Raw genomic sequence first — 22,940 nt, 5'->3', positions numbered from 1 at the left:
AGAAACAAAAAGCAGATATGTTGTTTTAGTGCCGGCATTGAGAGGAATGCTGAGCAGTGTTCGTCGGGATTTACCTGTTCAGACCGGTATTGATCAATCCGTTGATCAATTCGCTTATCAATACAATACTCATCAATCAGAATCTACGCAAAATCACCACGTCGAGGGAATGGCGCCTCGTTGCAACGCGCTGTAATAAAGCTCTGTACAAATTCGTACCGCCTTCACTGTCATTTTGTAGCCAGAAATTCAGGCAACATATCGCATGCTGGTGAAACAAACATCACTTGTAAGTCATATATCCAAAAAAAGGTAAGTTTGCATAACCTTGTTGAGGCAATTTCGCGTAAGTTCTGATCAATATTCAGGCATAGTGATTTTTCCACATGCGTAATGCGGCAAAATGTTCCGCAGGGCTTTGGCTTGCGGTGATTTTATCGGACTCTAATAATTTAGCTATGACGCTGGCTTCTTTGCTACGCAAAAAGGGATTGGTTTGTTTTTCCAATCCTATCTGGCTAGGAACCGTAGCAATACCCTGTGCGCGTTTTTCCTGTTCTTGTTGAACTCTTGCTTGCAAGGCCAGATTGTCTGGTTCAATTTCTTGGGCAAAGCGTAAATTGGACAAGGTGTATTCATGCGCGCAGTAGACGGCGGTATCTTCTGGCAAACAGGCAAGTTTTTCCAGCGATGTCAGCATTTGTGCTGGTGTACCTTCAAACAGACGCCCACAGCCGCCTGCAAACAGCGTATCTCCACAAAATAGCCAATGCTGCTGTTCAGCGAAATACGCGATATGCCCGGCAGTGTGCCCGGGGACATCGATCACTCTGAGTTGCCATTCCAATTCCGGAATGTTGACCGGATCACCTTCGTGCAGTGCGTGTGTCACTGTCGGTATGTGATCTCGTGTGGGGCCAAATACAGGAACTGATGTGTGGGAGAGTAATTCTGTTACGCCTCCCACATGATCTGAGTGGTGATGTGTCAGCAGGATTGCTGCCAGACGTAAGCTGTGTTTTTCCAGTGTCTGTAAAATAGGTAAGGCATCACCGGGATCAATCACTGCAGCATGTTGACCGTTGTGCACGATCCACAGATAGTTGTCGTCAAATGCAGGGACAGTCAATATACTCAGAGAATTCTTCATAGATGCGCATGGAACCAGTGGAAAAAAACATTATAGACCTGAGCACCTGGCTCGAGCAGCCTGCAGGGCGATATATTCTGGACTGGGAACAGGTATTGTTTGACGAGTTGACGGTAGATATTTTTGGTTTTAATGCATTGCAGATCGGCTTGCCTCAGATAAACGCATTGCGTGCCAGCCGCATGCCATATCGTTGGTGTTCTGATGTTGCTGTTTCCTCGCAGGGGTTGGGAAGTCTGCTACAAAAAATTGCGATCGTACATGATTTCACCGAGTTGCCATTTGATTCTCATAGCGTTGATCTGGTGGTCTTGCCGCATGTACTTGAGTTTGCCAAAGAGCCGCACCAAATTTTACGGGAAGTCGAAAGGATCTTAATTCCTGAAGGTCGCTTAATCGTGAGTGGATTTAATCGCAATAGTTTGTGGGGGGCGAGGCAATTTACCGGACGCATCCGAGGGCATTATTTTTTACCGCAAGAAGGCGAATTTATCAGTTTTCCGCGCCTCAAAGACTGGTTGAAATTATTGAATATGGAAGTGGAGCGTTCTGATTTTGGTTGTTATGTTCCGCCGTTCTCAACAGAAAAATGGCTGAATCGCTATCAATTTATGGAAAAGGCTGGGCAGCGCTGGTGGCCTTTTTTTGGCGCAGTATATATGCTGCAGGCCGTGAAACGAGTAAAGGGAATGCATTTGATCGGACCGGTCAGAAAGAGTAAGCGCGTCTCTCGTGCAAGCGTGATGCCGGTCACTAATAAAGCAAAAAAGAATGATGGATAAGATTCAGATATATACAGATGGGGCGTGCAAAGGGAATCCGGGCGTTGGTGGCTGGGGAGCATTACTGGTTGCGGGGAATAAGGAAAAAGAATTATTTGGAGGAGAGAAAGAAACAACGAATAATCGTATGGAATTAATGGCCGTGATACAGGCTCTCAACGCTTTGAAACGTCCTTGCGAGATTACCTTGCATACCGATAGTCAGTATGTATTGAAGGGCATAACAGAGTGGATCAGTGGTTGGAAAGCCAAAGGTTGGAAAACAGCGTCTAAGGCGCCAGTCAAAAATGTTGATCTGTGGCAGGCATTGGATCAGGCGCAGTCCGTGCATCAGATCGACTGGCGCTGGGTGCGGGGACATACCGGGCATCCTGGCAATGAGCGGGCTGATCAACTGGCAAACCGAGGCGTGGAATCAATATTGTAACGATTGCAATGACGACGGCCTCTTGCATGCTTAATCAGATTGGATGAAGGTAAAAGATTGCAGACCTCGCTGCAAGTGATCCAGAAACTGATGAATATGGTAGGCATCTGCTAATCCATGATGAACGAAAGTAGCGACTGGCATCATCCACTTGTCTGCCTGCTGAAATATTTTTCCGACAGATATTTTTGGGATGCTGTCGTTGACATCAAAGCGCCGCGCATGTGTGATACTGCTGAAGCTCATCCATGGAATGGCCGAGAAATGGATGACATCGAGACGTTTGCATTCATCGTTAAAGCAAAGACCATTGCTATTTCTGACTGCTTGCATACGTGGTTCGGCTTCGCTCACAAATATTTCAATATCTCTTTCAAAGTTAATCGGGCAAAAACCGAAAGTATGGTCGGCACGCCCTATGGTTGCATTGGCGTGAATGACATCGAAATCGACGACCTCGCCATTCTCGATACGATAACGCATGGATTCTGTCGCATTGATGGCTAATAAAATCTGATGCAGGTAGAGCAAGAAAAAAGACTTTTTATACGTTTTGCAATGCTGATAAGCTGCGCTGCAGTCGAGATGTACGACGACGCTGTGAAATGGCTCACTGCACTGAGAAAAAAACTCAACGTGTTCACGCCGGTTCCATTCTGCGAGGTTGATGATTTTTTTCATGGCTTATGTTGATTAAGTGTTGATTAAATGTTGATTTGATTTTGTTCAGTGGTTGCAGGTATTGTCGCAAACGGGCTGAGTATAGGATTTGTAAAAAAGAAGCCGGAGCAGAGAGTCTGTTCCGGCTGGCGTATTGCTGATATAAATGATGCGGCTTTTATCTCATATCACTTATGCATGTCTTTCATGATTTAACGAAGCGCAATGATCATTTGCTCCAGTTTGAGTGTATCAGCGCAGAATGCACGTATACCTTCCGACAGTTTTTCGGTCGCCATCGCATCGTCGTTCAGTTGGAAACGGAAAATCTTTTCATTCATCTCGATTTTCTCGAGTGAAGATTGCTGCGCTGTTTCCTGACTCAGTTTTTGTGTGACGTGAGTGCTACTGTCTGCCAGTTTTTGGAGTAATTCGGGGCTGATAGTCAGTAAATCGCAACCTGCCAGTTCAAGAATTTGTGAAGTATTACGGAAGCTGGCACCCATTACTTCTGTTTTGTAGCCAAATTTACGGTAGTAGGTGTAAATCTGTTTGACTGATAATACGCCCGGATCATCGGCGCCGAAAATTTCTTGTCCCGTCTGCTTTTTGTACCAGTCGTAAATGCGGCCGACAAAAGGTGAAATCAATTGTGCCCCGGCTTCAGCACAGGCAACGGCTTGCGCGAGGCTGAACAGCAAAGTCATGTTGCAGCGTATACCTTCTTTTTCAAGAATTTGCGCTGCACGTATTCCTTCCCATGTCGATGCGATCTTAATCAGAATGCGTTCTCGTGAAACGCCTGCTGCTTCATATAGTGCAATCAGTTGGCGACCTTTGGCGACCGTCGCTTCTGTATCAAACGACAGACGTGCATCGGTTTCTGTCGATACGCGTCCAGGAATAACGTTCAGAATTTCTAAGCCAAATGTAATCAGCAGATGATCGATCGTTTCATCGAGAGATTGACCGGCGGTCTCTTTGACGGCTTTTTCCAGCAGATGTTTGTATTCTGTTTTTTGTACTGCCTTCAGAATCAGCGATGGATTGGTGGTGGCGTCGCGGGGAGTGTATGCTTGAATTGCCTGAAAATCACCGGTGTCGGCGACCACGGTCGTGAATTGTTTAAGTTGTTCTAGCTGATTCATGATGGTTGCAATGTGAAAACAGGGTTAACTTTCGTGGATGTTCAGCCTATAACAATAGCATTAATTCTGGCGTACTCAAAGAATCCGGCTTACTACTTCCGCGTTTTACGATCCGCGTAGTGATTTTTGAGGCAGTGATGCCAGGGTTGATTCTCAAATTGTGCCGCATCGTGATCAGATAAAAATTGACCGGGCGACAGACACAAAAAAAGCGGTCACATCGTGACCGCTTTTGTCTTGAACCGCCTGCGACGAGGCTGAAACAAGGCTAATGTGACGTTAATCCATCAGGTAAAGGATTAATAGTCGCCAAATGAGCGACGTGCGCCGCCTTCGCTTGAGCGATTACCTTTGTATCCGCCGCTACCTTCTTTGCGAGGACCTGCACTGCTACCAGTACCAGCAGGCTTGCTGAAAGAGCGTTGAGCTGGTTTGTTGGCGCCGAAATTGTTGCCTGTTTTCCGGCTGTCACCTGGTTTCCAGCCGCTTGGTTTGCGTGCGGCAGAACGTGCTGGTGCTGCTGTTTTCTTAGGCTCAAAACCTTCGATCACATCGACAGGGATCAATTGCTTGGTGAAGCGTTCGATACGTTTGACGTGCATGCCTTCCGCATGGTTGACCAGCGAAATCGCCAGGCCTTTACGACCAGCACGGCCAGTACGACCGATGCGATGGACATAATCTTCCGGGAATTTCGGCAGATCGTAGTTAAATACATGAGTGATGCCGGGTACATCGATACCACGTGCTGCCACGTCAGTCGCGACCAATACGCGGACCTGACCGCGACGCAATGCATCGAGCGTGCGGTTGCGAGCGCCCTGATGCATGTCACCATGCAATGCAGCTGCTGCAAAACCTGCAATGTTGAGGCGATCAGCGATCGTGTCTGCATCGCGTTTTGTTGCAGTAAAGACGACAGCCTGGTCAACTGAAACGTCGCGCAGCAGGTGATCGAGCATACGATTTTTATGTGACAGATCGTCAACAAAGTGAACCTTCTGCTGAATATTTTCATGCTTACTGGCAGAACCTGCGATCTGAATCACCAATGGTTCAGTCGTGATACGTTTTGCCATATTACCGACAACGCCATCCAGTGTTGCTGAGAACAGCATTGTCTGACGTGTTGGTGGTGTAGCCGCGACGATTTTTTCGATGTCGTCAATAAAGCCCATATCCAGCATGCGGTCAGCTTCGTCCAGCACCAGCATTTGCAATTCGGAAAAATCGATTTTGCCGGATTCCATATGATCAATCAGGCGGCCAGGAGTTGCTACCAGGATTTCAGGGTTGCGTGACAGCAATTGCATCTGCTTTGGATATGGCATACCGCCCAGAATAGACACAGCTTTAATGCGACGTGAATAGGCGCTGTACTTATCCGTTGCTGTTGTTACCTGCAAGGCCAGTTCGCGGGTTGGTGTCAGTACCAGCATTTTTGGTTTTGCTGCAACAAAACGTGGACGATCACCACGGGAGCGGGCAGCCTGACGTTCCTGATTCGGTGTTTTGCTGTTGTCGTAACTGACGACTTCAGCAGATGCCAGCTTGTGCAACGCTGGCAGCATAAATGCGGCGGTTTTGCCTGAGCCAGTCTGGGATGAGACCATCAGGTCACGACCTTCAATCGCAGCAGGGATTGCCTGCTCTTGAACCGATGTCGGCTTGGTGTAGCCAGCATCTGTCAGGGCGCGGATGATATTGACGTGGAGACCTAGTGCTTCAAAACTCATGAAATTCTTTCGTAAAGATTAAGCGCGATGCAAACGTAACGCGCGCAAAAACGCAGCGCCAACCAAACGAAATGAACACAGAAAATCCAACAACGGACGACAATGAAATTTCGGCACAAAAGCTTTGCGCCGGGATGATGTCTATGATTGTTACCAGACATGCAGGGCGGGAGGGCTTTTACATGCACCATCGAATTGATGTGCACAGGCTTGCGATGCTACAGTTTTTAATTGCGATTTATTGCAATGCAAAAACGAAATGATACAGGATTTTGTAAAAAGACGCAGATATTTTTAACAATTGAACATAATTGAAAGAGATGTAGATGCATTAAAAGGGTTTTCCGCAGTTTTGCATCCAGTGCATTTCTATTTTGCCGTTGGTGCCGAAGCGGTAACGTTTATCCATCCACCCTGTCGCAAACAGGGTAAGCACCTGATCGTAATACTGGTCAGTTTTGACGGGCTGTGCCTGAATACGCAGTATTTGCTGTTGCAGGGCTTTCTGCGCTTTGCTTGCTTGCAGAAAGGGCAGTAACGCAGCGGAAAAGCCGGTAGATCCCGGGCTTTTTACTTCGCCTGACTGTATATCCACAAATTCTGGCGGGTAAGCTTTGCTTTCAGTCAGTGTTGCCATGGGCTGCCAGGTTTTGAGCAACAAGCTCTTGTCCGGATCCTTGTCTGCGAGCATGCCTGCCCATAAATACACACGGATAGCGTTGTAGCCTCCGTTACCTTTTTCACTTCCCTGAGTGTCGATCTGAAAACCTCTTTCGGGGTGGTAAATCGTCCAGTCTGGCGCATATCCTTTAGGCGAGGCTTTTGTCATGATGCTGACTGAAGAGGACAGCAGGCGTTTCCAGCGCTCGTCTTTTTCAGAATAATGGAACCAGCGCAGGAGCTGCAGCGGTGTATAGCTGGGGTTTAGTTTCCATTGATTGTCGGGTAGAGCAAAGCCTTTTGGCGCTGGTAGCAGCGTGAGTCCCAAACCAGGAATATCTGCCGTTTCTTCATTCAGAATTCTTTGGGCCAGAAGGCTGGCCAGAGCGTTGTAACGCTTATCTTTCCACAGTTCGCCCGCGGCGTTCAGAGTATAAGCGATCCATAGGTCTGCATCGGAGGCGGGGTTGGGATCAATGATTCCCCAGCTTCCGTCGGTCTTCTGACCCCACTGCCATGCGGGCAGACGCGTAGTCAGATCGCCACCAGCAAGATTATTTTCTGTCCAGGTCAGGATGCGTTGAAATGCGGCTTTATCGTTGGCAATCAGAGCAAAAAAAAGTGCATAGGCCTGGCCTTCAGATACAGTGGGCTTGATGGTTCCGCTGTGGTCAATCACGCGACCATCTTCAGTGATAAACGTTTTTTTAAACTGCGTCCATTCTGGCCAGTTCTGCTCGCAGAAATTATTTTGTGCGGAAGCCATTCCTGACACGCAAACGAACCCAAGGGCAGCGATCTGCGACAGAATTGATCTGGAGAAGCGAATAGAAACAAAGGGCATGGTTTTGTTTGAGTAAAGCAACTGAGCCTGATAGGATGCAGACAAAATGTTAATAACTCATGACAAGGTGGTTACCGTTGAACACGAAATTTGCTGCAGCCGTATTGTTGACTGTTTGTCCCCTGTTGGCAAGCGCAGGGACGATTGCTGTTGCCGTCGCGGCGAACGTACAGTATGCATTTGATGACCTGAAAACCGCTTTCAAGCAGGAAACAGGACACGATGTGCAGGCTAGTTTTAATTCCTCAGGTAAATTTGTGGCGCAGATCAGTAACGGTGCGCCATACGACGTGTTTTTGTCAGCGGATATGGAGTTTCCTGAGAAGTTGCATAAAGACGGACTGACAGCGACCGAACCACGCGTTTATGCCTATGGTGCGTTGGTGTTATGGTCAATGAAAGAAAAGGATTTAACTCAGTGGCAGGCTGTCCTGAGTGGTTCCAACGTCAGCAAAATAGCGGTGGCCAATCCTAAAACAGCGCCATATGGTCGGGAGACAATGCGCGCTTTGCAGTACTTTAAGCTCGACCAGAGTTTGCAACCTAAATTGGTATTTGGTGAAAGTATTGCGCAAACTAATCAGTACATTCATTCTGGTGTTGCTGATATCGGCTTTACTGCTAAATCGGTGGTGTTGTCGCCAGAAATGAAGTCGCAGGGAAAATGGATTGACGTGCCCAGGTCAGCCTATCAACCGATTGCTCAGGGAGCGGTCATACTGAAATACGGTAAAGAACAGCATCCGCAGATCGCACAGCAATTTTATGATTTTGTCTATTCTGTCAAAGCACGCGCAATATTAGAGCGCTATGGTTATTTACTGCCATGAATCAAATTGCTGGTGAAGTCACAGGTGTAGAGGCGCATGGCAGCGTTGCGATTATGGATGTGGCGGCAGGGCATGTGCAATTAACGGCGACGCTGCTTGGTAACCCGCAACAACTGGCAGCATGGACCATAGGCCAGCCTGTCGTGTTGTTGTTTAAAGAAACAGAAGTGGCATTGGCTAAAAATCTGAGCGGAGACATTAGTTTGCGCAACCGCTTGCCTGGTTACATTGTAAGTATCGAAATGGGGCAGGTGTTAACGCGGGTTCATTTGTTACTTGCGGCGGCAGACGGCTCTTGCCCCGTACAGACGGAAGGTGTAGCCAAGGCTGATAATGCGCTTGTCCAGGTCAGCTCTGTGATTACCACCCGTTCTGCAAAAAAACTCTTGCTGACGGTGGGAGATAAGGTCGAGGCGCTGGTCAAATCAAACGAAATGAGTGTGTTGCCACGCCCTGACGTAGCCGGGATGATTGCTATATGAACTGGATGGAAATTGACTGGCAACCTTTGTGGCTGACCTTTCGTCTGGCTGCACTGACCAGCGTGTTGCTGATGCTGATTGGCATTCCGCTGGCATCGTGGCTTGCCTATTCGCAAAGTCGCTTCAAACCTGTATGGGAAACGCTGGTCAGCATGCCGCTGGTATTGCCCCCGTCGGTACTCGGCTTTTATTTGTTACTCGCTTTGAGTCCGCAACATGCTTTTGGTCAATGGCTGGAACAGTATTTTCATCTGAAGCTGGTGTTCAGCTTTCCCGGATTGGTGCTGGGGTCTGTTATCTTCAGTTTGCCGTTTATGGTGCAGCCGGTGCAATCGGGTTTGCAGAATTTACCGGCATCTCTGCTAGAGGCATCACGCACCCTGGGGAAATCGGATGTGTTCTCGCTGTTCCATATTTTACTACCCAATATCAGACCTGCATTGCTGACTGGCATTGTATTGAGTTTTGCGCACACAGTAGGGGAATTTGGTGTTGTGCTGATGATAGGCGGAAACATCCCGGGCGTCACCCGCGTTGCTTCAATTGCGATCTATGACGAAGTAGAAAGCCTGCATTATCAGGCGGCTCATGTATATGCCGCGATATTATTCATCGTCAGTTTCGTGATTTTGTTATCTGTCTACATCATTAACCGTCGCCGTAACCAGATGGTATTTGCCAGATGATAGCGATCGACATACAAAAACAGCTGCAGACAGGTACAGCAACATTGGCGTTGAACATACAGATGCAGATAGCACAAGGTGCCATGGTCAGTCTGCTTGGTTCTTCCGGGACAGGAAAAACCACGTTGCTGAGGATGCTTGCTGGCCTGTCTCGTCCAGATGGCGGGCATATCATTGTCAATGATCAGGTCTGGTTTGATGCTAATACCCGGATGTTCAAACCACCACAGGCACGCTCAGTAGGTATGGTGTTTCAGGATTACGCCTTGTTTCCGAATCTGAGTGTGGCCGACAACATCGCCTATGCGCTCAACAAGACGGATACGCGTCAATTGGCACATTTGCTGGAGATCACGGGTTTGTCGGCGTTAAGTCAGCGCTTGCCGGGGAGTTTATCCGGAGGACAAAAGCAGCGAGTCGCGCTGGCGCGTGCACTGGCGAGGGTGATGTTGACGGAGTCCCGGATATTGCTGCTCGATGAGCCATTATCTGCGCTGGATGAAGGCTTACGTCATCAGTTACAGGATGAGTTGTTATCCCTGCATCGACAGTTTGGTTTGACGACCATACTGGTCAGTCATGATGTCGGTGAGGTGTTCAAACTTGCCCAGCAAGTCTATTGTCTGGAGGCTGGTCGCATCGCGCGGCAAGGGACGCCGGCAGAGATTTTTTTACATCAACAGGTGCAGGGCAAACTGAATTTACAGGCACAGGTGCTGGCGATACGTCAGGAAGAAGTGGTGTACGTGCTGTCGCTGCTGGTCGGGCAGGAGATTGTCGACATCATTGCGTCTGCCTCTGAAGTAACAGGACTGAATGTCGGTGACAGAATTACGATGTCAGCCAAGGCATTCAGCCCTTTGATTTTCAAACAACCAAATGGGTAGATCAGTGGTTGTAAGAATCTGCGTTCAGACCCATGACATGAGAGAAACCGCCATCGACATAGGTGATTTCACCAGTAATGCCGTTCGACAATGGGGACAGCAGGAAAGCGGCAGTATTGCCGACATCTTCAATCGTCACATTACGGCGCAGCGGCGCGTGTTCGGCCACAAAACCGAGTAACTTGCCAAAATCCTTAATGCCGCTGGCTGCCAGCGTTTTGATTGGGCCTGCAGAAATGCCGTTGACACGGATGCCTTGTTTGCCCAGGTTTTCAGCCAGATAGCGCACGGATGCTTCCAGCGATGCTTTTGCCATGCCCATGGTGTTGTAATGCGGAATCGCACGAATGGCACCGAGGTAGGACAATGTCAGCAAGGCTGAATCCTGGCGCAGCATTGGCAACGCTGCCTTGGCTAATGCAGGAAAGCTGTAAGCGGAAATGTCATGTGCAATGCGGAATGCTTCGCGCGAGAATCCATCCAGAAATTCTCCGGCAATTGCTTCGCGTGGTGCGAAACCGATGGCGTGCACCAGCCCGTCCAGTTGATCCCAGCTTTTTGCCAGATCAGCAAATACGGCATCAATCTGCTCATCGCTGCTGACGTCGCAATCAAAAATCAGTTCACTGTCAAATTCTTTGGCGAATTCGGTAATCCGGTCTTTAAAGCGCTCACCGACATACGTAAATGCCAGTTCAGCACCTTCGCGTTTGCAAGCTTGGGCGATGCCATAAGCAATGGAACGGTTCGATAACAAACCAGTGATCAGAATTTTTTTGCCTTGCAGAAATGCCATATTGACTCCAGATGTCATCGCTGTCTGCGCACAATGAACCTGAAAGTCCAGCGTGTTGTGACACAAGCAGCGATAAGGGTAATGGGAGTTTCATTCATCGGCATTTCCAGAGACCGGTTGCGGCAGCGTCGCTGGCCTGATCGGCAGTGTGGAAATACGATGTCAGAAACACCTAATTCATTCTCGTATTCGTCTTCGTAATTCGTCTTGGTTTTTTGTGCTGCATACCGCAGCGTTTCCCTTAACAGGTCGGAATTGTAGATGCTCTAAGGGAAACGGGCAAATATTAACTTCAGTCTTGTATTGTTGTTCAATATTTAAGACCTCAATACTGCCCGGTTTTTAAAGCACAAAACGGAGTTCTTTCAACAGCGCACCGGGTAAGATGGCGCCGCCGGTATGGCGTTCGCCATAGGAGCGGTCATCCATGATGATCTCGGTTTCAGCCGTCAGCGCCAACAGATGATCACCCAGTATTTTGAATAAAGAGTCGTCAAAACGCATGACATTCAGTGGTGCTTGTATCTCGCCGTTTTCTACCCAGAAGCTGGCAAAGCGCGTCATGCCAGTGATACGGCAATTGGCACGGTCGGAAAAATTCAAATACCAGAGATTGCTGATGTAGACACCGGTGCCCAGTTCCTTTAATGCCTGTTGCATTGGCAGATTGCCAGCCTGCATGCGTATGGCGTTGGCGGATTCATCGTCGGAGGCACCATTGCTGGGAATGCCATACTCCCGGGCGCTCCGCGGGGAAACCATACTGCCGACCAGTTTACCTGCGGCAATCAGCGGAATTTGTCCCGGTTTGATCAATCCCTGTTCCTGAAACGCCGGAGTCAGACCGCTACTGCTGTCCTCGGTCAGATGGACAGCCGGATGCAGGCTGATATCGCCATGACGGAGTTTTCTGAGCGAGCTATGGCTGGTGCGCAGCGCTTTCTCTGACAGTCCACCCCAGTTCAGCATCATGATCAGCTCATTCAATGCGGTCGGCGTCAGGTAGGCACGATAGTTTCCCGGTGGAATACTGATCGGTGGACGTGCCAATATGGCCAGTTGATGGATTGCCTGTTGAAATTGTTGCCGGAAGCGTGCGCTGTCCCATTCAACACCGGCATAGTTCGCTTTGACCGCTTTATCGCCAGAGTGAAATAAACTCCAGTCGAAATTGACGTTATTGGTTTCATACCAGTTTCTTTGACCGTTTGAGCTGGCGAAACCGCGGTATTGGGCGCCCGTCATCAGAAATCCGACCATATCAACATCTTGTGCTGCCTCAAGAATATCCTGCACCATGACATCCGGTGAGGGCAGGTTGGCGGTTAATATGGTGTAGCTGTTTTCTTCTCTGGCTGGCAACATCAAATGCGGATCTTCTGGCAAATCGCTGAATTGCTCACGCAGATATAGTAGCGCATCGTTGATCAAACTCTGATCCTGTTCCAGTTGCCCGCTCAGGCTCATGCTGAATCTGGCGTGAGTATGCCCCCGTATCAGCTGCAGACTCAGTGTGGATTGACGGACATGACCGGGCTGGCGGATGCGGCTGCGGTTGAAGCGGACAAAATGACTGTCTTCTGCCGACAGCCAGCAGGTACTGGTTTCTTCTGGCTGTAGCAGGTCGGATATGTACTGCGCCAGTGTATTGAAATAGGTTTGCATCAGGCATCTCCTCCAAATACCTCAACCTGACTGAACAGGCAGGCAGGGGAGGCGTGTCCGACGCGTATCACCTGCGAAGGTTCTCCTTTGCCGCAAAAGGGCGTTCCCATGACTGCGTAGGTCGATGCGTCGCCCACCATTTTCAGCGAACGCCAGAAACTCTCAGAAATACCGCGGTAATTCGGGTTTTTGACCAGGCCGCACAATTGCCCGTTTTTGATCAGTTGGCCATATTCACAGCCAAACTGAAATTTGTTGCGTGAATCATCAATCGACCACGACACGTTGGTATTCATCAGTACGCCATAGTCGATCGCTGCGATCATGTCGTCGAGACTGGAATTACCAGGCTCGATATTCAGATTGGCCATGCGGTCTATGGGCGGTCTGTTCCACCCGCTGGAACGTGAATTGGCAACGCCATTCATGCCCGCCCGTGCTTGCGATAGCGCGCTACCCAGCGGACGTTCCAGAATGCCATCGCGAATCAGCCAGGTTTTGCTGGCAGTGTGGGCATCGTCATCCCATTGATAACTGGCAAACTGTTCAGCCCGGCCTGGATCATGCGTCACATTCAACAGCGGTGAACCATAGCGGAAATGACCGAACATCTCCGCCGTGACAAAACTGGTTCCGGCAAAATTGCGTTCATCACCAAGAATACGATCAAGTTCTAAAGGATGACCAATGGATTCGTGTATCTGCAACATCATCTGTTCTGGCATCAGCAATAAATCCATGCGTCCATTAGGGCAGTTGGGCGCTTCCAGCAAGGCTAATGCTTCGGTCGCAATGCGTTTTCCGGCACCGTAAAATCCGGCGTTGGCCAGTACTTCCAGTCCGCCCTGATGGCAAAAACCATTGTATTGCCCACCCAGACTACGGGTTTGCGTTTCGTTTCCCTGATTGGCGGTCACAGATACATTGGGAATCAGATAATCAAAGGTTTGCCCGATATCGGCGCCAGCGCTACTGATGAAATACTGTTCAGTGTGTATGCGTTGAATGGATGCGCTCCAGTCAACGATTCTGGCATCGATCTGGCAGCCGTGCGACTCCTGCATCAACACCTCAATAAGGTCTTTACGAGCCCAGCCGCTCGCACCCGGGCCATGATGTCGTCCTTTGGCACTTGATTGAGGGAGTGCGCTGAAATCAGTCACGCTATGTTCTGCGCTGACACGCGCCCAATGCGCCGCCTGATCCAGCGCTGCCTGCAGGCCACGACGAGAGAGATCGGGCGTGGCAGCATAACCATAGCCACCCTGATGTATGACGGTCAGCATCGCGCCACGGCTGCGGTGATAATGCAGCGGCTGCAACAAATGTTGCCGGACGTGTAATTCTTCCTGATGTTCATCGACCAGACGCAGCGAGCAAAAATCCACTGCGGGCATTAAGTCGAGAAAATTTTTCTTTATTTCATGTAAGCCTGCTTCCATGAACCGTCACTTTCAGTCATTTGATTCAATAAATACTGGGTGGAGTATCATTTTATACGCCTTATAATTCAACGACATCAGCGCATTTTTAAAGGATACTCCCCATTTTTATGGGTTTTAGTGCTTCTTTACCTCAATGCGACAGACCGCGCGGAATGGCACCGAGCAAGGTTTTGGTGTACGCCTGCGTCGGGTGTCGATATAACTCGTCCGAATTCGCCAGTTCGACAACCTTGCCCTTGTTCATGACCATGACCTGATCTGCAATATATTTCACCACCGCCAGATCATGCGAAATAAAGATATACGACAAGCCGAATTCTTCCTGCAAATCCTGCAGCAGATTCAGTACCTGCGCCTGCACCGATACATCGAGTGCCGACACCGATTCATCGCAGACCAATACTTCCGGCTTCATGGTCAGGCAGCGGGCAATCGCGATCCGCTGGCGTTGGCCGCCGGAAAACTCATGCGGATACCGGTGGAATGCCACTGCAGGTAATCCCACCTTATCGAGTAATTGATACGCCATCGCAGCACGCTCGCTGTCATTGTTGCCGATACGGTGAATTTGCATCGGTTCCATCAATATCTGACCAATGGTGAAACGTGGATTCAGTGACGCATAGGGATTCTGAAAAATAATCTGTATCCGTCGTTTATACGGCAGAAAGTCCTTGTTCGACATCGACAAAATATCCTTGCCATCAAAGATAGCCTGACCGCTGGTTGCCTGATGCAGTCGCATCAGCGTCAGACCAACGGTTGTCTTGCCAGAGCCGGATTCACCGACAACGCCCAGTGTTTTACCACGCGCCAGTTTGAACGAAACACCTTCGACGGCTTTGAATTCTTTTTTGCCGAAAAAACCTTCTCTGCTGTAAAAACTTTTACCGAGATTTTTCACATCCAACACGATGTCTTCATCACCATGAAGGCCACGCGGACGCTCTTTCTGTTCTTTCAGCACGTCCTGATTGTTCATGAAATCGGCAATCACCGGCAGGCGCCACGGGCGGGTGTCCAACGTGGGTCTGCAATGTAACAAGGCTTGTGTGTAGGTATCTTTTGCTGCGTGAAAAATTTGTCTGACATCGCCCGCTTCACGAATTTCGCCGTGGCGCATCACAATCACCTGATCGGCAATTTCGCCGACCAATGCCAGATCATGGGTAATGAACAGCACCGACATTTTATGTTTGATCCGCAGCGCGTCGATCAGGTCAATGATCTGTTTTTGTATCGTCACATCCAGTGCTGTCGTTGGCTCATCAGCGATCAGCAATTTGGGCTCGCAAGCGATTGCCATTGCAATCATCACGCGCTGTTGCTGTCCCCCCGACATCTGGCTGGGGTAGGCATCGATCTTGGTGTGCGGATCGGGAATGCCCACTTCCTCCAGCAAGGCGATCGCTCTCTGGCGCGCTTGTTTTGCGTTCATTCCCATATGCAGACGCAATACCTCGGCGATCTGAAAACCCACCGTAAAGACCGGATTGAGCGACGTCATCGGCTCCTGAAAAATCATCGAAATATCTTTGCCACATAGTTTGCGACGTTCGTCGAGACTGAGTTCCAGCAAACTGCGGCCTTCAAAAACAATATGACTATCGCTGGCAATGCTGGAGGTATCTGGCGGCAGTAAACCCATCACCGCCAGCGAGCTCACTGACTTTCCACTGCCGGATTCACCGACCAGTGCGACCGTGGAGTTGTAGGGAATATCGAAGGAAATGCCTTTGACCGTTTCGACACTTTCTTTTTTATTGATGCGGAACGACACGCGCAGATTCTGAACGCTCAACAACGGGCGGTCAGTGATCGGACGTTCTGCGAAGGGACGGGAAGATGTATCTTGGCTCATGGTCGTCCTTATTTCAATTTAGGGTCAAGCGCGTCGCGCAGGGCGTCGGTAAACAGGGAGAATGCCGTGACCAGCACAGCCATGGCGCCAGTCGCTGCCACCAGTTGCCACCACTTACCAAGAATCAGCTCATTTTGCGCTTCATTGAGCATGCTGCCCCAGGACACCACACCGACGGGAACGCCAAAGCCAAGAAAGCTGAGGATGACTTCTGATTTGATGAAACCCACCACCAATATGGATACTTGCACCAGAGCGACATGGCTGATATTCGGGAAAATATGAATGAACATTTTACGGAAATGTGAGGCGCCGATCGCATCTGCAGCCCAGACATATTCCCGTGCCTTATGCTTCATGTATTCGGCACGGATCAGGCGGAATGGACCTGTCCAGCCGGTAAATGCCAGAATCAGAATAATCGTGGTGATCCCTTTTTGCTGAAGTACCGCTGCCACAGACAAGATCAGAAGCAGGTAGGGGATGGAGGTGAAGATACTGTAAAACCAATTGAAAAAATCATCGACACGATTGCCAAAATAACCGGCGAGGGCACCAAAGATTGTGCCCAGCAAGGTCGCCAGAAAAGCGGCGATTAATCCAACCAAAATAGACGTTTCCGCGCCCTTGACCGTTTTTTTGATAATGTCGTGCCCCCATTTGTCAGCACCAAAGGGCAAGGTGCTGCGACGCTCAGCGACGACTGCTTTGCCGGATTTTGCCAGCTCGGCCTGGATATCCGCCATTTCTTTTGCCAGTGGATCGGCAATGCCGTAATCATTTAGCACGGCATTCGTATTATCCTGATTGCCCTGATGTATTTGCTGACGCAACTCGCGGATGACATCAGCGAGTGGATCAAGTGGATTTTCAGGTAATGTTTCAGTGGTTTCTGCTTTGATCTGGGTGGCCGGATCTGCGCCTGTAAACCCCGGTGGCGCATAGCTGATACCGGTTTCCTGCTCCCAGTCGGCTGCGATGATTCCAGAGGATGACAGCAGTAACGTGATCAGAAATAAACTGACGATGGATAACGCCAGCATGGCGACTTTGTCGGCGCGCAGACGTCGCCATGCCAATGCCCATAAACCCGGTGATACTGACATTGACACTGATGGTGATGTGGTAGTTGTCATGTGCATCCTTATTTCAACTGTACGCGTGGATCAACCGCCTGATACAGCAAATCGGTTAATAAGTTAAACAGCATGGTGGCCGCAGCAACATACACCGTGATGGCCTTGATGACCGGAAAATCACTACGCTCCACCGCCAGAATGACTTCACGGCCAATACCGGGAATGGAAAAAAAGCGTTCAATTAAAAAGGCACCGATCAGAAGTGCCGGCAGATTCGACATCACATGTGTGATGATGGGAATGGACGCATTGCGCAGGACATGTACCCACTTGATCCGTCGCTCCGATACCCCTTTGGCACGGGCTGTGCGCACATAATCCTGGTTGACTTCATCCAATATAAATGTCCTGAACAGCCGCAGATTGGGAGCAACACCAACTGCCAGCGCAATCAGAATCGGAAGAGCGGAGTATTTGAATAAATTTTCCGTAAAGTGATTACCCCAGCCCTGCACCGGAAACAGACTGAGTTTGTAGGCGAAAAAATATTGTCCGACAATGATGTAGACCAGAATACTGACCGACATACCGACAGTACAGGCGATCATAACTGCGCGATCGGTAAAAGAGCCACGGCGAAAAGCGATTGCCAGCGCCAGTCCGATCGCTACCAGTGTCTCGATGATCGTTAATGGCACCAGTACCGTCATGGAAGGTCCAAGGCGGTTACCGATGATCGATGAGACTGCTTCACCCGTGCTCCAGCTATTACCAAAATCGAAGCTGACGATTTGTTTGATGAAAATCCAAAGCTGGACGTAATACGGCTGATCAATGCCAAGCTGTTTGCGAATGTTGGCGATCTGTTCTGCATTCGACATTTTTCCGGCGAGGATATAAGCAGGATCGCCCCCCACCCAGTTAAACAGAAAAAATACCAGCAAAATGACTCCCAGCATGGTGGGAGCCATCTGCCACAGGCGGCGTAAGATATAGGCGGTCATAATGAACTTTCTGTTCCCTTAACAAAGGAGCATGGAGAGAGAGGCATTTATTTGTTTTTATCAATATCGATGAACATCCACTCGACGTGCATGATCGGATGCTTTTTATAACCAATGACGCGCGGCTGTGACAACATATTGCGATAGCGCGCATACCCGACACGCTGTGCAGAATAGACTTCCATGAGTCGCGTCATTTTGTGATAAAGCAAATCGCGCTCAGGGCCGGCAGGCAGTTTTTGAGATTGTTCATACAGCTTGTCGTATTCAGGAATAGCGACGCAGCCGTTGTTATTCATATGAATATTTTTTCCATAAAACAACTGCATAAAATTATCCCCATCTGGATAATCTGCCATCCACGGTGAAATTCTTTGCGTCAGTTGGCACTGTTTTTCTGCTTTCAGAATTTCGGCAAACGGACGGAAATCCGCTTTCATCCTGATGCCAACGCTGTCATAGGTTTTTTTCCATACTTCCGCTTGCAGATGACCACGTGAATCGGTTTGGGTTGTGAATGTGATCTCCAGCGGCTTTCCATCCGGCGAAGAGCGATAGCCATCTTTCGCTTTTTTATAACCGAACTTGTCCAGCAAGGCGTTAGCCGCCGCAGGGTTATACCGAATGCTGCTTTTGTAATTGGGATCATTGCCAACGACTCCCGCAGGGATAGGATATTCCAAAGCGACCGCTTCACCATTATCGACAATCCGGATTTCATCATTCACATTGTGAGCCATCGCAATAGCGCGCCGCAGGGCAGTTTTTTCTTTGCTGAGTCCACCAAATACAGGGTCTTGCATGTTCCAGTAATAGATCGTCAGTTCCGGATCAATAATCCGTGACATCTGTATCCCTTTTTTCTGCAGTTCGGGTTTCAGTTTTCCGTCCCTGAGCACTTGCGGTGCCAGTCCGCCGTAGAGCTGAAACAGATCCGATTCATCCTTCTGGAAGGCCAGTAGGCGTGACTGGTCTTCCAGAATCACATTCACCACCACACGACCAATTTGGGGCATGCGTTTGCCCTTCATCGCTGTGATGATTTTTTGATCCTCAACATCATTGCTAGCCTGAAAATCCCAGGTGACCGGGCGGTAATCACGATTGGCATCGAGGACAATTTTTGAGCCACGCACCCATTCCGCCAACTTGAACGGACCGGTCCCCACAGGATTGCCCATGATTTGTCCTTGCCCATCCTGATATTTTTCCACCACTTCACGCGCGACGGCAGACATCGCGGCATAAGCCATGATCATGGGTAAATTAAAATCAGGTCTGGTCAGATGAATACGCAGTGTGTATTTATCGATGATCTCAAAACCGGGAATGTTGGCGCTGTAATCAAACTTGCCAGTCTTTTTTGCTTGTGCAGCGAGTTGATCCAGTCCGACGATTTTATCTTCCAGTAACCAGACATGGCTTGATGCCAGCTTGGGATCCATTAAGCGTTTAAACGAATACACATAATCGTTTACTGTCAGTTCACGTTTTTTACCATTGAATGCAGGATCATCGGTGAAATAAATTCCCTTTTTCAGTTTGATCGTATAGGTCTTTCCATCCGCCGAAATATCAGGCATTCCATCGGCAGTCTCCGGGACGATTTTTGCGGGACTTGCCAGATAATCGTAACTGAACAAACGCTCAAAAATCACTTCCACCACGGAGTTTGAGTACAAGTCGCGGGTTGCCGCGGGATCAAATCCTGTCTCGGCAACAGGGAATATGGTACGCAATACTTTCGCCGGATCAGCAAAATCCTTTTCTGGTAGTGCCGCATTGACGCCGACGCTCGCCAACAGGCCTGTCAGCAGGCAAGTGCAAAGACTGAATTGACGTAAATGTCGATGTAAATACGAATGCCAGACGGAAGTAGTGAGTCCCTTATCGGGGGAGGTAAATAGCATGTTTGGTTTCTCCTGCGCTCTGAGTTCAGTGCTTTTCGACATCAATGAAAGCCCAATCAGAATGCATAATCGGGTGTTTTTTATAGCCTTTAATCCATGGACGATACAGCCAGCTGCGGATTCTGGTGGAATGCAGCGCCCATGGCGTATCTGCCTCCATCTGGCGGTTCATCTGAGCATATAAGCGGTTACGTTCTTGACCTAATGGCAGCGTAATCGCTTTGTTGTAAAGCGCATCGTAAGCGGCAGATTCATAGCAGGCATGATTGCCACGACCGGCTTTGGATCCGTGTAATAACTGTAAGAAATTTTCTCCATCAGGGAAATCGGCATTCCATGCGCCTCCCCACATGGAGAGCTTGCAGGCAGAAGCCGCTTTCAGATTATCTGCAAAATTACTGACCGGAAATTCAATACGTATGCCGAGTTGATCCAATCCGCGCTTCCATATCTCTGACATCACTTTATAGGTTGCCGATGCTTCTACAGTCTTTTTTAATACAAGTGGGCTTCCGTCAGGCATGGTTCTGTAGCCATCCGCACCACGCTTATATCCGAAGTGGTCAAGCAATTTATTGGCGAGAGGAATATCGTAACCAATACTGCTACGGCACTCAGGATTATGTCCGACAATTCCCGGAGGAATAACAGATTCTTGCTTCAGTCCCTGACCCAGCCGAACCTGGGCAATTTCGTCAGCATTGTTGTATGCCATCGTAATAGCTCTGCGGAGTGCGATTTTTTCTTTCGTGTATCCACCAACAACCGGGTCACGCAGATTGAATATCGTATAGGTAATGCCGGCATCCACCACTCTGTCCATGCCTATTCCTGCCTGTGTAAATGCAGGCTTGAGTTTGTCGCCGTCCAGTACGCTGGGTGCCGCAATTTGTGGCATTTTGTCTATGTCGAGTTGGTTGTCCTGAAACGCCAGCCAGCGCGACTGCTCTTCATCGATAATACTGATCTCAACTCTGCCCACTTGCGGCATGTGCTTGCCTTGCATTTCTTTAACTATCTGCTTGTCTCTTGCTGAGTCAGTAGGCGTGAAATTCCAGATATAACCACGATATTCAGGATTAGCGGTCAGCATAATCTTACTGCGTGGCAGGTATTTTTCTATCATGTAAGGGCCAGTTCCCACAGGGTGCAAGCCAGATTGTTCGCCATAGGTATCAATGACCTCTTTAGCGACAGCGCCAAATGCGCCATAGGCAACAATATACAAAAAGTTGTAGTCGGTTTCCTTCAGCTCAATTCTTAAGGTGTATTTATCGATAGCCTGTAATCCTGGCACGGATTTGCTGTAATCATATTTGCCTGATTTTTTTGCTGCCGTGGTGAGTTCGTCCAGTCCAACAATTTTCCCTTCGATAAAACTGGCGTTCGGTGAACGGTTCACAGGATCCAGTACACGCTTGAACGTGTACACATAATCTTCTGCCGTTAACTCACGTTTTTTGTGTTGAAAAGCCGGATCAGGGGCAAAGTAAATACCAGGTCTGATTTTGAATATAAACACTTTGCCGTTGTCGTTGACTGTCGGCATGGCCTCTGCCGCCAGAGGAATCAATTTGGCAGGACGTGCCAGATAATCGTAACTGAGTAAAGGTTCGAAAATAGCTTCGCTGACCCATCCAGAATAAAAGTTCTGAGTTTTTGCCATATCAAAACCATCATCTGCAGCCTCAAATGCTTGTCTTACAATTTTGCGATTGTCTGCCGGATTTGCCGCAACCGTACCGAGGTTTGCCATGTTACCAAGTACCACTGACATACCCATGATACAAATTTTCATATGCTTAAGCATTTTTATACCTTGCTTGTGTCTGGCTGACACGATAAATTGCGCCCTGAACGCAGCGACAAAAAGTCGTAACCATAGCGTAAGTCAGAAAAAAGAGAAGAGGAAAAGAAAATTTTTTATCAAAAATATTGCACCAACATTGTGCATCAATATTTTTTGATCTTAAGAAGAAATAAAAAATATATTTGATATAGATAAATTTTTGTTGCTTTGCATTATTTCTGTAAAAACATGGTGCGGAATATTTTGTGGTTTTAGTGCTGTATTCACGACAAAAAGGAATTTTATTCTGAGCGATGCCGATGCTGGCAAATTTAAAGGTGGGCTCGGTCAGAACTCAATATGCATGCACCGTTTTTTGCAGCATGACACAAAAAAGAGCATTTCCTTTTCTGATCTTCTGAATGAGAAATATCGCTTGTTGTATTTTTGTGAAATAGAAAATAACAGCTATTGACAGGCGATATCGAGAAATGGTTTTATGCGCCTTCGGAAAATTTTTGACGAATAAATTTTCATTTTGTCGTTTAGAAATATCAATCTATTTACATGTTTTTTGTGCGAATTGACGAAAAACATGTCACGATGTTTGCGTTTTCAAAAAATTTGAAATGTAAGTTTTTTTTGATTGATGAAGTACTGCCGACGGAATGATAAAAATGAAAACGTTTTTCGCGTTCGGATGTCAGGTAGTTGCAGCAAAATTCAAATTGAAGTGCGGATTGAATTGAGTAGTAAAGCAGGGTAGTGCATCTGAATGAAAGTAATCGGGCAAATTAAATAAAGTATTTTTCGATCTGGATACGATTTATATTTTGACCAACCCGGTACTTGTGAATTTATAAGTGGTTTTATGCTGGCATGACTTTTTCTTGAGTGGCAGCATCTATAATCATTTTTTTGTTTGATTGGGTTTGACTTCGGTCAGACAGTGAAACCTTGTGGTATTGGAGGAGCAGGAATGGATTTTTCAGAACGCCAGCAAGAGCCGGGCAAGAAACTGGCAGGGATAGGGCTGGTCATATTATTTCACGTCGCCCTCGTGTACGCCCTCATCAACGGGCTGGGACACAAGATCGTC

At 48.4% G+C, this 22,940-nt stretch carries 20 protein-coding genes; 7 read left to right on the top strand and 13 right to left on the bottom strand.

Annotated features, from left to right (window positions below; translation table 11 throughout):
* Positions 1 to 364: 364 nt before the first annotated feature.
* Entirely contained in the window at positions 365 to 1,150 is a 786-nt protein-coding gene (gloB, locus tag ACO0LB_RS07645) for a hydroxyacylglutathione hydrolase (RefSeq protein WP_423048122.1), read from the bottom strand.
* An 8-nt stretch (positions 1,151 to 1,158) separates the two neighbouring features.
* Between gloB and ACO0LB_RS07640 the strand changes: the two genes are divergently transcribed.
* Both ACO0LB_RS07640 and rnhA read left to right on the top strand, forming a co-directional pair.
* A complete protein-coding gene (locus ACO0LB_RS07640; RefSeq protein ID WP_423048120.1) occupies positions 1,159 to 1,932 on the top strand; it encodes a class I SAM-dependent methyltransferase in 774 nt (257 codons plus the stop codon).
* Positions 1,925 to 2,359, top strand: coding sequence for a ribonuclease HI (gene rnhA / locus ACO0LB_RS07635; RefSeq protein WP_423048391.1), 435 nt, complete (start codon positions 1,925 to 1,927; stop codon positions 2,357 to 2,359). The genes ACO0LB_RS07640 and rnhA overlap by 8 nt, the downstream gene beginning before the upstream one ends.
* Positions 2,360 to 2,389: 30 nt before the next feature.
* Here the strand turns inward: rnhA and ACO0LB_RS07630 are convergent, their stop codons facing one another.
* From ACO0LB_RS07630 to ACO0LB_RS07620, 3 genes are all read right to left on the bottom strand, one after another.
* A complete protein-coding gene (locus ACO0LB_RS07630) occupies positions 2,390 to 3,040 on the bottom strand; it encodes a CatA-like O-acetyltransferase (RefSeq protein WP_423048118.1) in 651 nt (216 codons plus the stop codon).
* Between the two features lie 191 nt (positions 3,041 to 3,231).
* Positions 3,232 to 4,167, bottom strand: coding sequence for a transaldolase (gene tal / locus ACO0LB_RS07625; RefSeq protein WP_423048116.1), 936 nt, complete (start codon positions 4,165 to 4,167; stop codon positions 3,232 to 3,234).
* Positions 4,168 to 4,466: 299 nt separating this feature from the next.
* On the bottom strand, positions 4,467 to 5,903 hold the full coding sequence (locus ACO0LB_RS07620; RefSeq protein ID WP_423048114.1) for a DEAD/DEAH box helicase: 1,437 nt from the start codon (positions 5,901 to 5,903) through the stop codon (positions 4,467 to 4,469).
* A 71-nt stretch (positions 5,904 to 5,974) separates the two neighbouring features.
* On the opposite strand from ACO0LB_RS07620, the gene ACO0LB_RS07615 reads away from it, so the two are divergent.
* Positions 5,975 to 6,166 (top strand): hypothetical protein, encoded by a 192-nt coding sequence (locus tag ACO0LB_RS07615; protein WP_423048112.1) that lies wholly within the window; start codon positions 5,975 to 5,977, stop codon positions 6,164 to 6,166.
* 68 nt (positions 6,167 to 6,234) lie between these two features.
* On the opposite strand, the gene bcsZ is transcribed toward ACO0LB_RS07615, so the two are convergent.
* Positions 6,235 to 7,407: a cellulose synthase complex periplasmic endoglucanase BcsZ gene (gene bcsZ / locus ACO0LB_RS07610; protein WP_423048111.1), complete on the bottom strand. Its 1,173-nt coding sequence runs from the start codon at positions 7,405 to 7,407 to the stop codon at positions 6,235 to 6,237.
* A 77-nt stretch (positions 7,408 to 7,484) separates the two neighbouring features.
* On the opposite strand from bcsZ, the gene modA reads away from it, so the two are divergent.
* Genes modA through ACO0LB_RS07590 form a run of 4 tightly spaced genes read left to right on the top strand, consistent with a single transcriptional unit; the run spans position 7,485 to position 10,292 of the window.
* Positions 7,485 to 8,237: a molybdate ABC transporter substrate-binding protein gene (gene modA, locus ACO0LB_RS07605; RefSeq protein ID WP_423048109.1), complete on the top strand. Its 753-nt coding sequence runs from the start codon at positions 7,485 to 7,487 to the stop codon at positions 8,235 to 8,237.
* Entirely contained in the window at positions 8,234 to 8,719 is a 486-nt protein-coding gene (locus ACO0LB_RS07600; RefSeq protein ID WP_423048107.1) for a TOBE domain-containing protein, read from the top strand. The genes modA and ACO0LB_RS07600 overlap by 4 nt, the downstream gene beginning before the upstream one ends.
* A complete protein-coding gene (gene modB, locus ACO0LB_RS07595; RefSeq protein ID WP_423048105.1) occupies positions 8,716 to 9,405 on the top strand; it encodes a molybdate ABC transporter permease subunit in 690 nt (229 codons plus the stop codon). The genes ACO0LB_RS07600 and modB overlap by 4 nt, the downstream gene beginning before the upstream one ends.
* Positions 9,402 to 10,292, top strand: coding sequence for an ABC transporter ATP-binding protein (locus ACO0LB_RS07590; RefSeq protein WP_423048103.1), 891 nt, complete (start codon positions 9,402 to 9,404; stop codon positions 10,290 to 10,292). The genes modB and ACO0LB_RS07590 overlap by 4 nt, the downstream gene beginning before the upstream one ends.
* A 1-nt stretch (position 10,293) precedes the next feature.
* Here ACO0LB_RS07590 and fabI read toward each other — a convergent pair whose 3' ends face one another.
* The 8 genes from fabI to ACO0LB_RS07550 form a co-directional block, all read right to left on the bottom strand.
* Complete coding sequence (gene fabI, locus ACO0LB_RS07585; protein ID WP_423048101.1) at positions 10,294 to 11,088, bottom strand: enoyl-ACP reductase FabI; 795 nt, start codon at positions 11,086 to 11,088, stop codon at positions 10,294 to 10,296.
* Between the two features lie 342 nt (positions 11,089 to 11,430).
* Positions 11,431 to 12,753, bottom strand: coding sequence for a TldD/PmbA family protein (locus ACO0LB_RS07580; RefSeq protein ID WP_423048099.1), 1,323 nt, complete (start codon positions 12,751 to 12,753; stop codon positions 11,431 to 11,433).
* Entirely contained in the window at positions 12,753 to 14,195 is a 1,443-nt protein-coding gene (locus ACO0LB_RS07575; protein WP_423048098.1) for a TldD/PmbA family protein, read from the bottom strand. Before ACO0LB_RS07575 ends, ACO0LB_RS07580 begins: the two co-directional genes overlap by 1 nt.
* A 133-nt stretch (positions 14,196 to 14,328) precedes the next feature.
* A complete protein-coding gene (locus ACO0LB_RS07570; protein ID WP_423048096.1) occupies positions 14,329 to 16,059 on the bottom strand; it encodes an ABC transporter ATP-binding protein in 1,731 nt (576 codons plus the stop codon).
* Positions 16,060 to 16,067: 8 nt separating this feature from the next.
* A complete protein-coding gene (locus tag ACO0LB_RS07565) occupies positions 16,068 to 17,195 on the bottom strand; it encodes an ABC transporter permease (protein ID WP_423048094.1) in 1,128 nt (375 codons plus the stop codon).
* An 8-nt stretch (positions 17,196 to 17,203) separates the two neighbouring features.
* Positions 17,204 to 18,142 (bottom strand): ABC transporter permease, encoded by a 939-nt coding sequence (locus tag ACO0LB_RS07560; RefSeq protein ID WP_423048092.1) that lies wholly within the window; start codon positions 18,140 to 18,142, stop codon positions 17,204 to 17,206.
* Between the two features lie 47 nt (positions 18,143 to 18,189).
* Positions 18,190 to 20,052, bottom strand: coding sequence for an ABC transporter substrate-binding protein (locus ACO0LB_RS07555; protein WP_423048090.1), 1,863 nt, complete (start codon positions 20,050 to 20,052; stop codon positions 18,190 to 18,192).
* A 25-nt stretch (positions 20,053 to 20,077) separates the two neighbouring features.
* Complete coding sequence (locus ACO0LB_RS07550) at positions 20,078 to 21,850, bottom strand: ABC transporter substrate-binding protein (RefSeq protein ID WP_423048088.1); 1,773 nt, start codon at positions 21,848 to 21,850, stop codon at positions 20,078 to 20,080.
* Positions 21,851 to 22,940 lie beyond the last annotated feature (1,090 nt).

It is taken from the genome of Undibacterium sp. SXout7W, from assembly GCF_049339385.1.
In the GTDB taxonomy this organism is placed as follows: domain Bacteria; phylum Pseudomonadota; class Gammaproteobacteria; order Burkholderiales; family Burkholderiaceae_D; genus Undibacterium.
The sequence above is the reverse complement of the archived record's forward strand: the minus strand, read 5'-3'. Positions and strand labels throughout refer to the sequence as shown.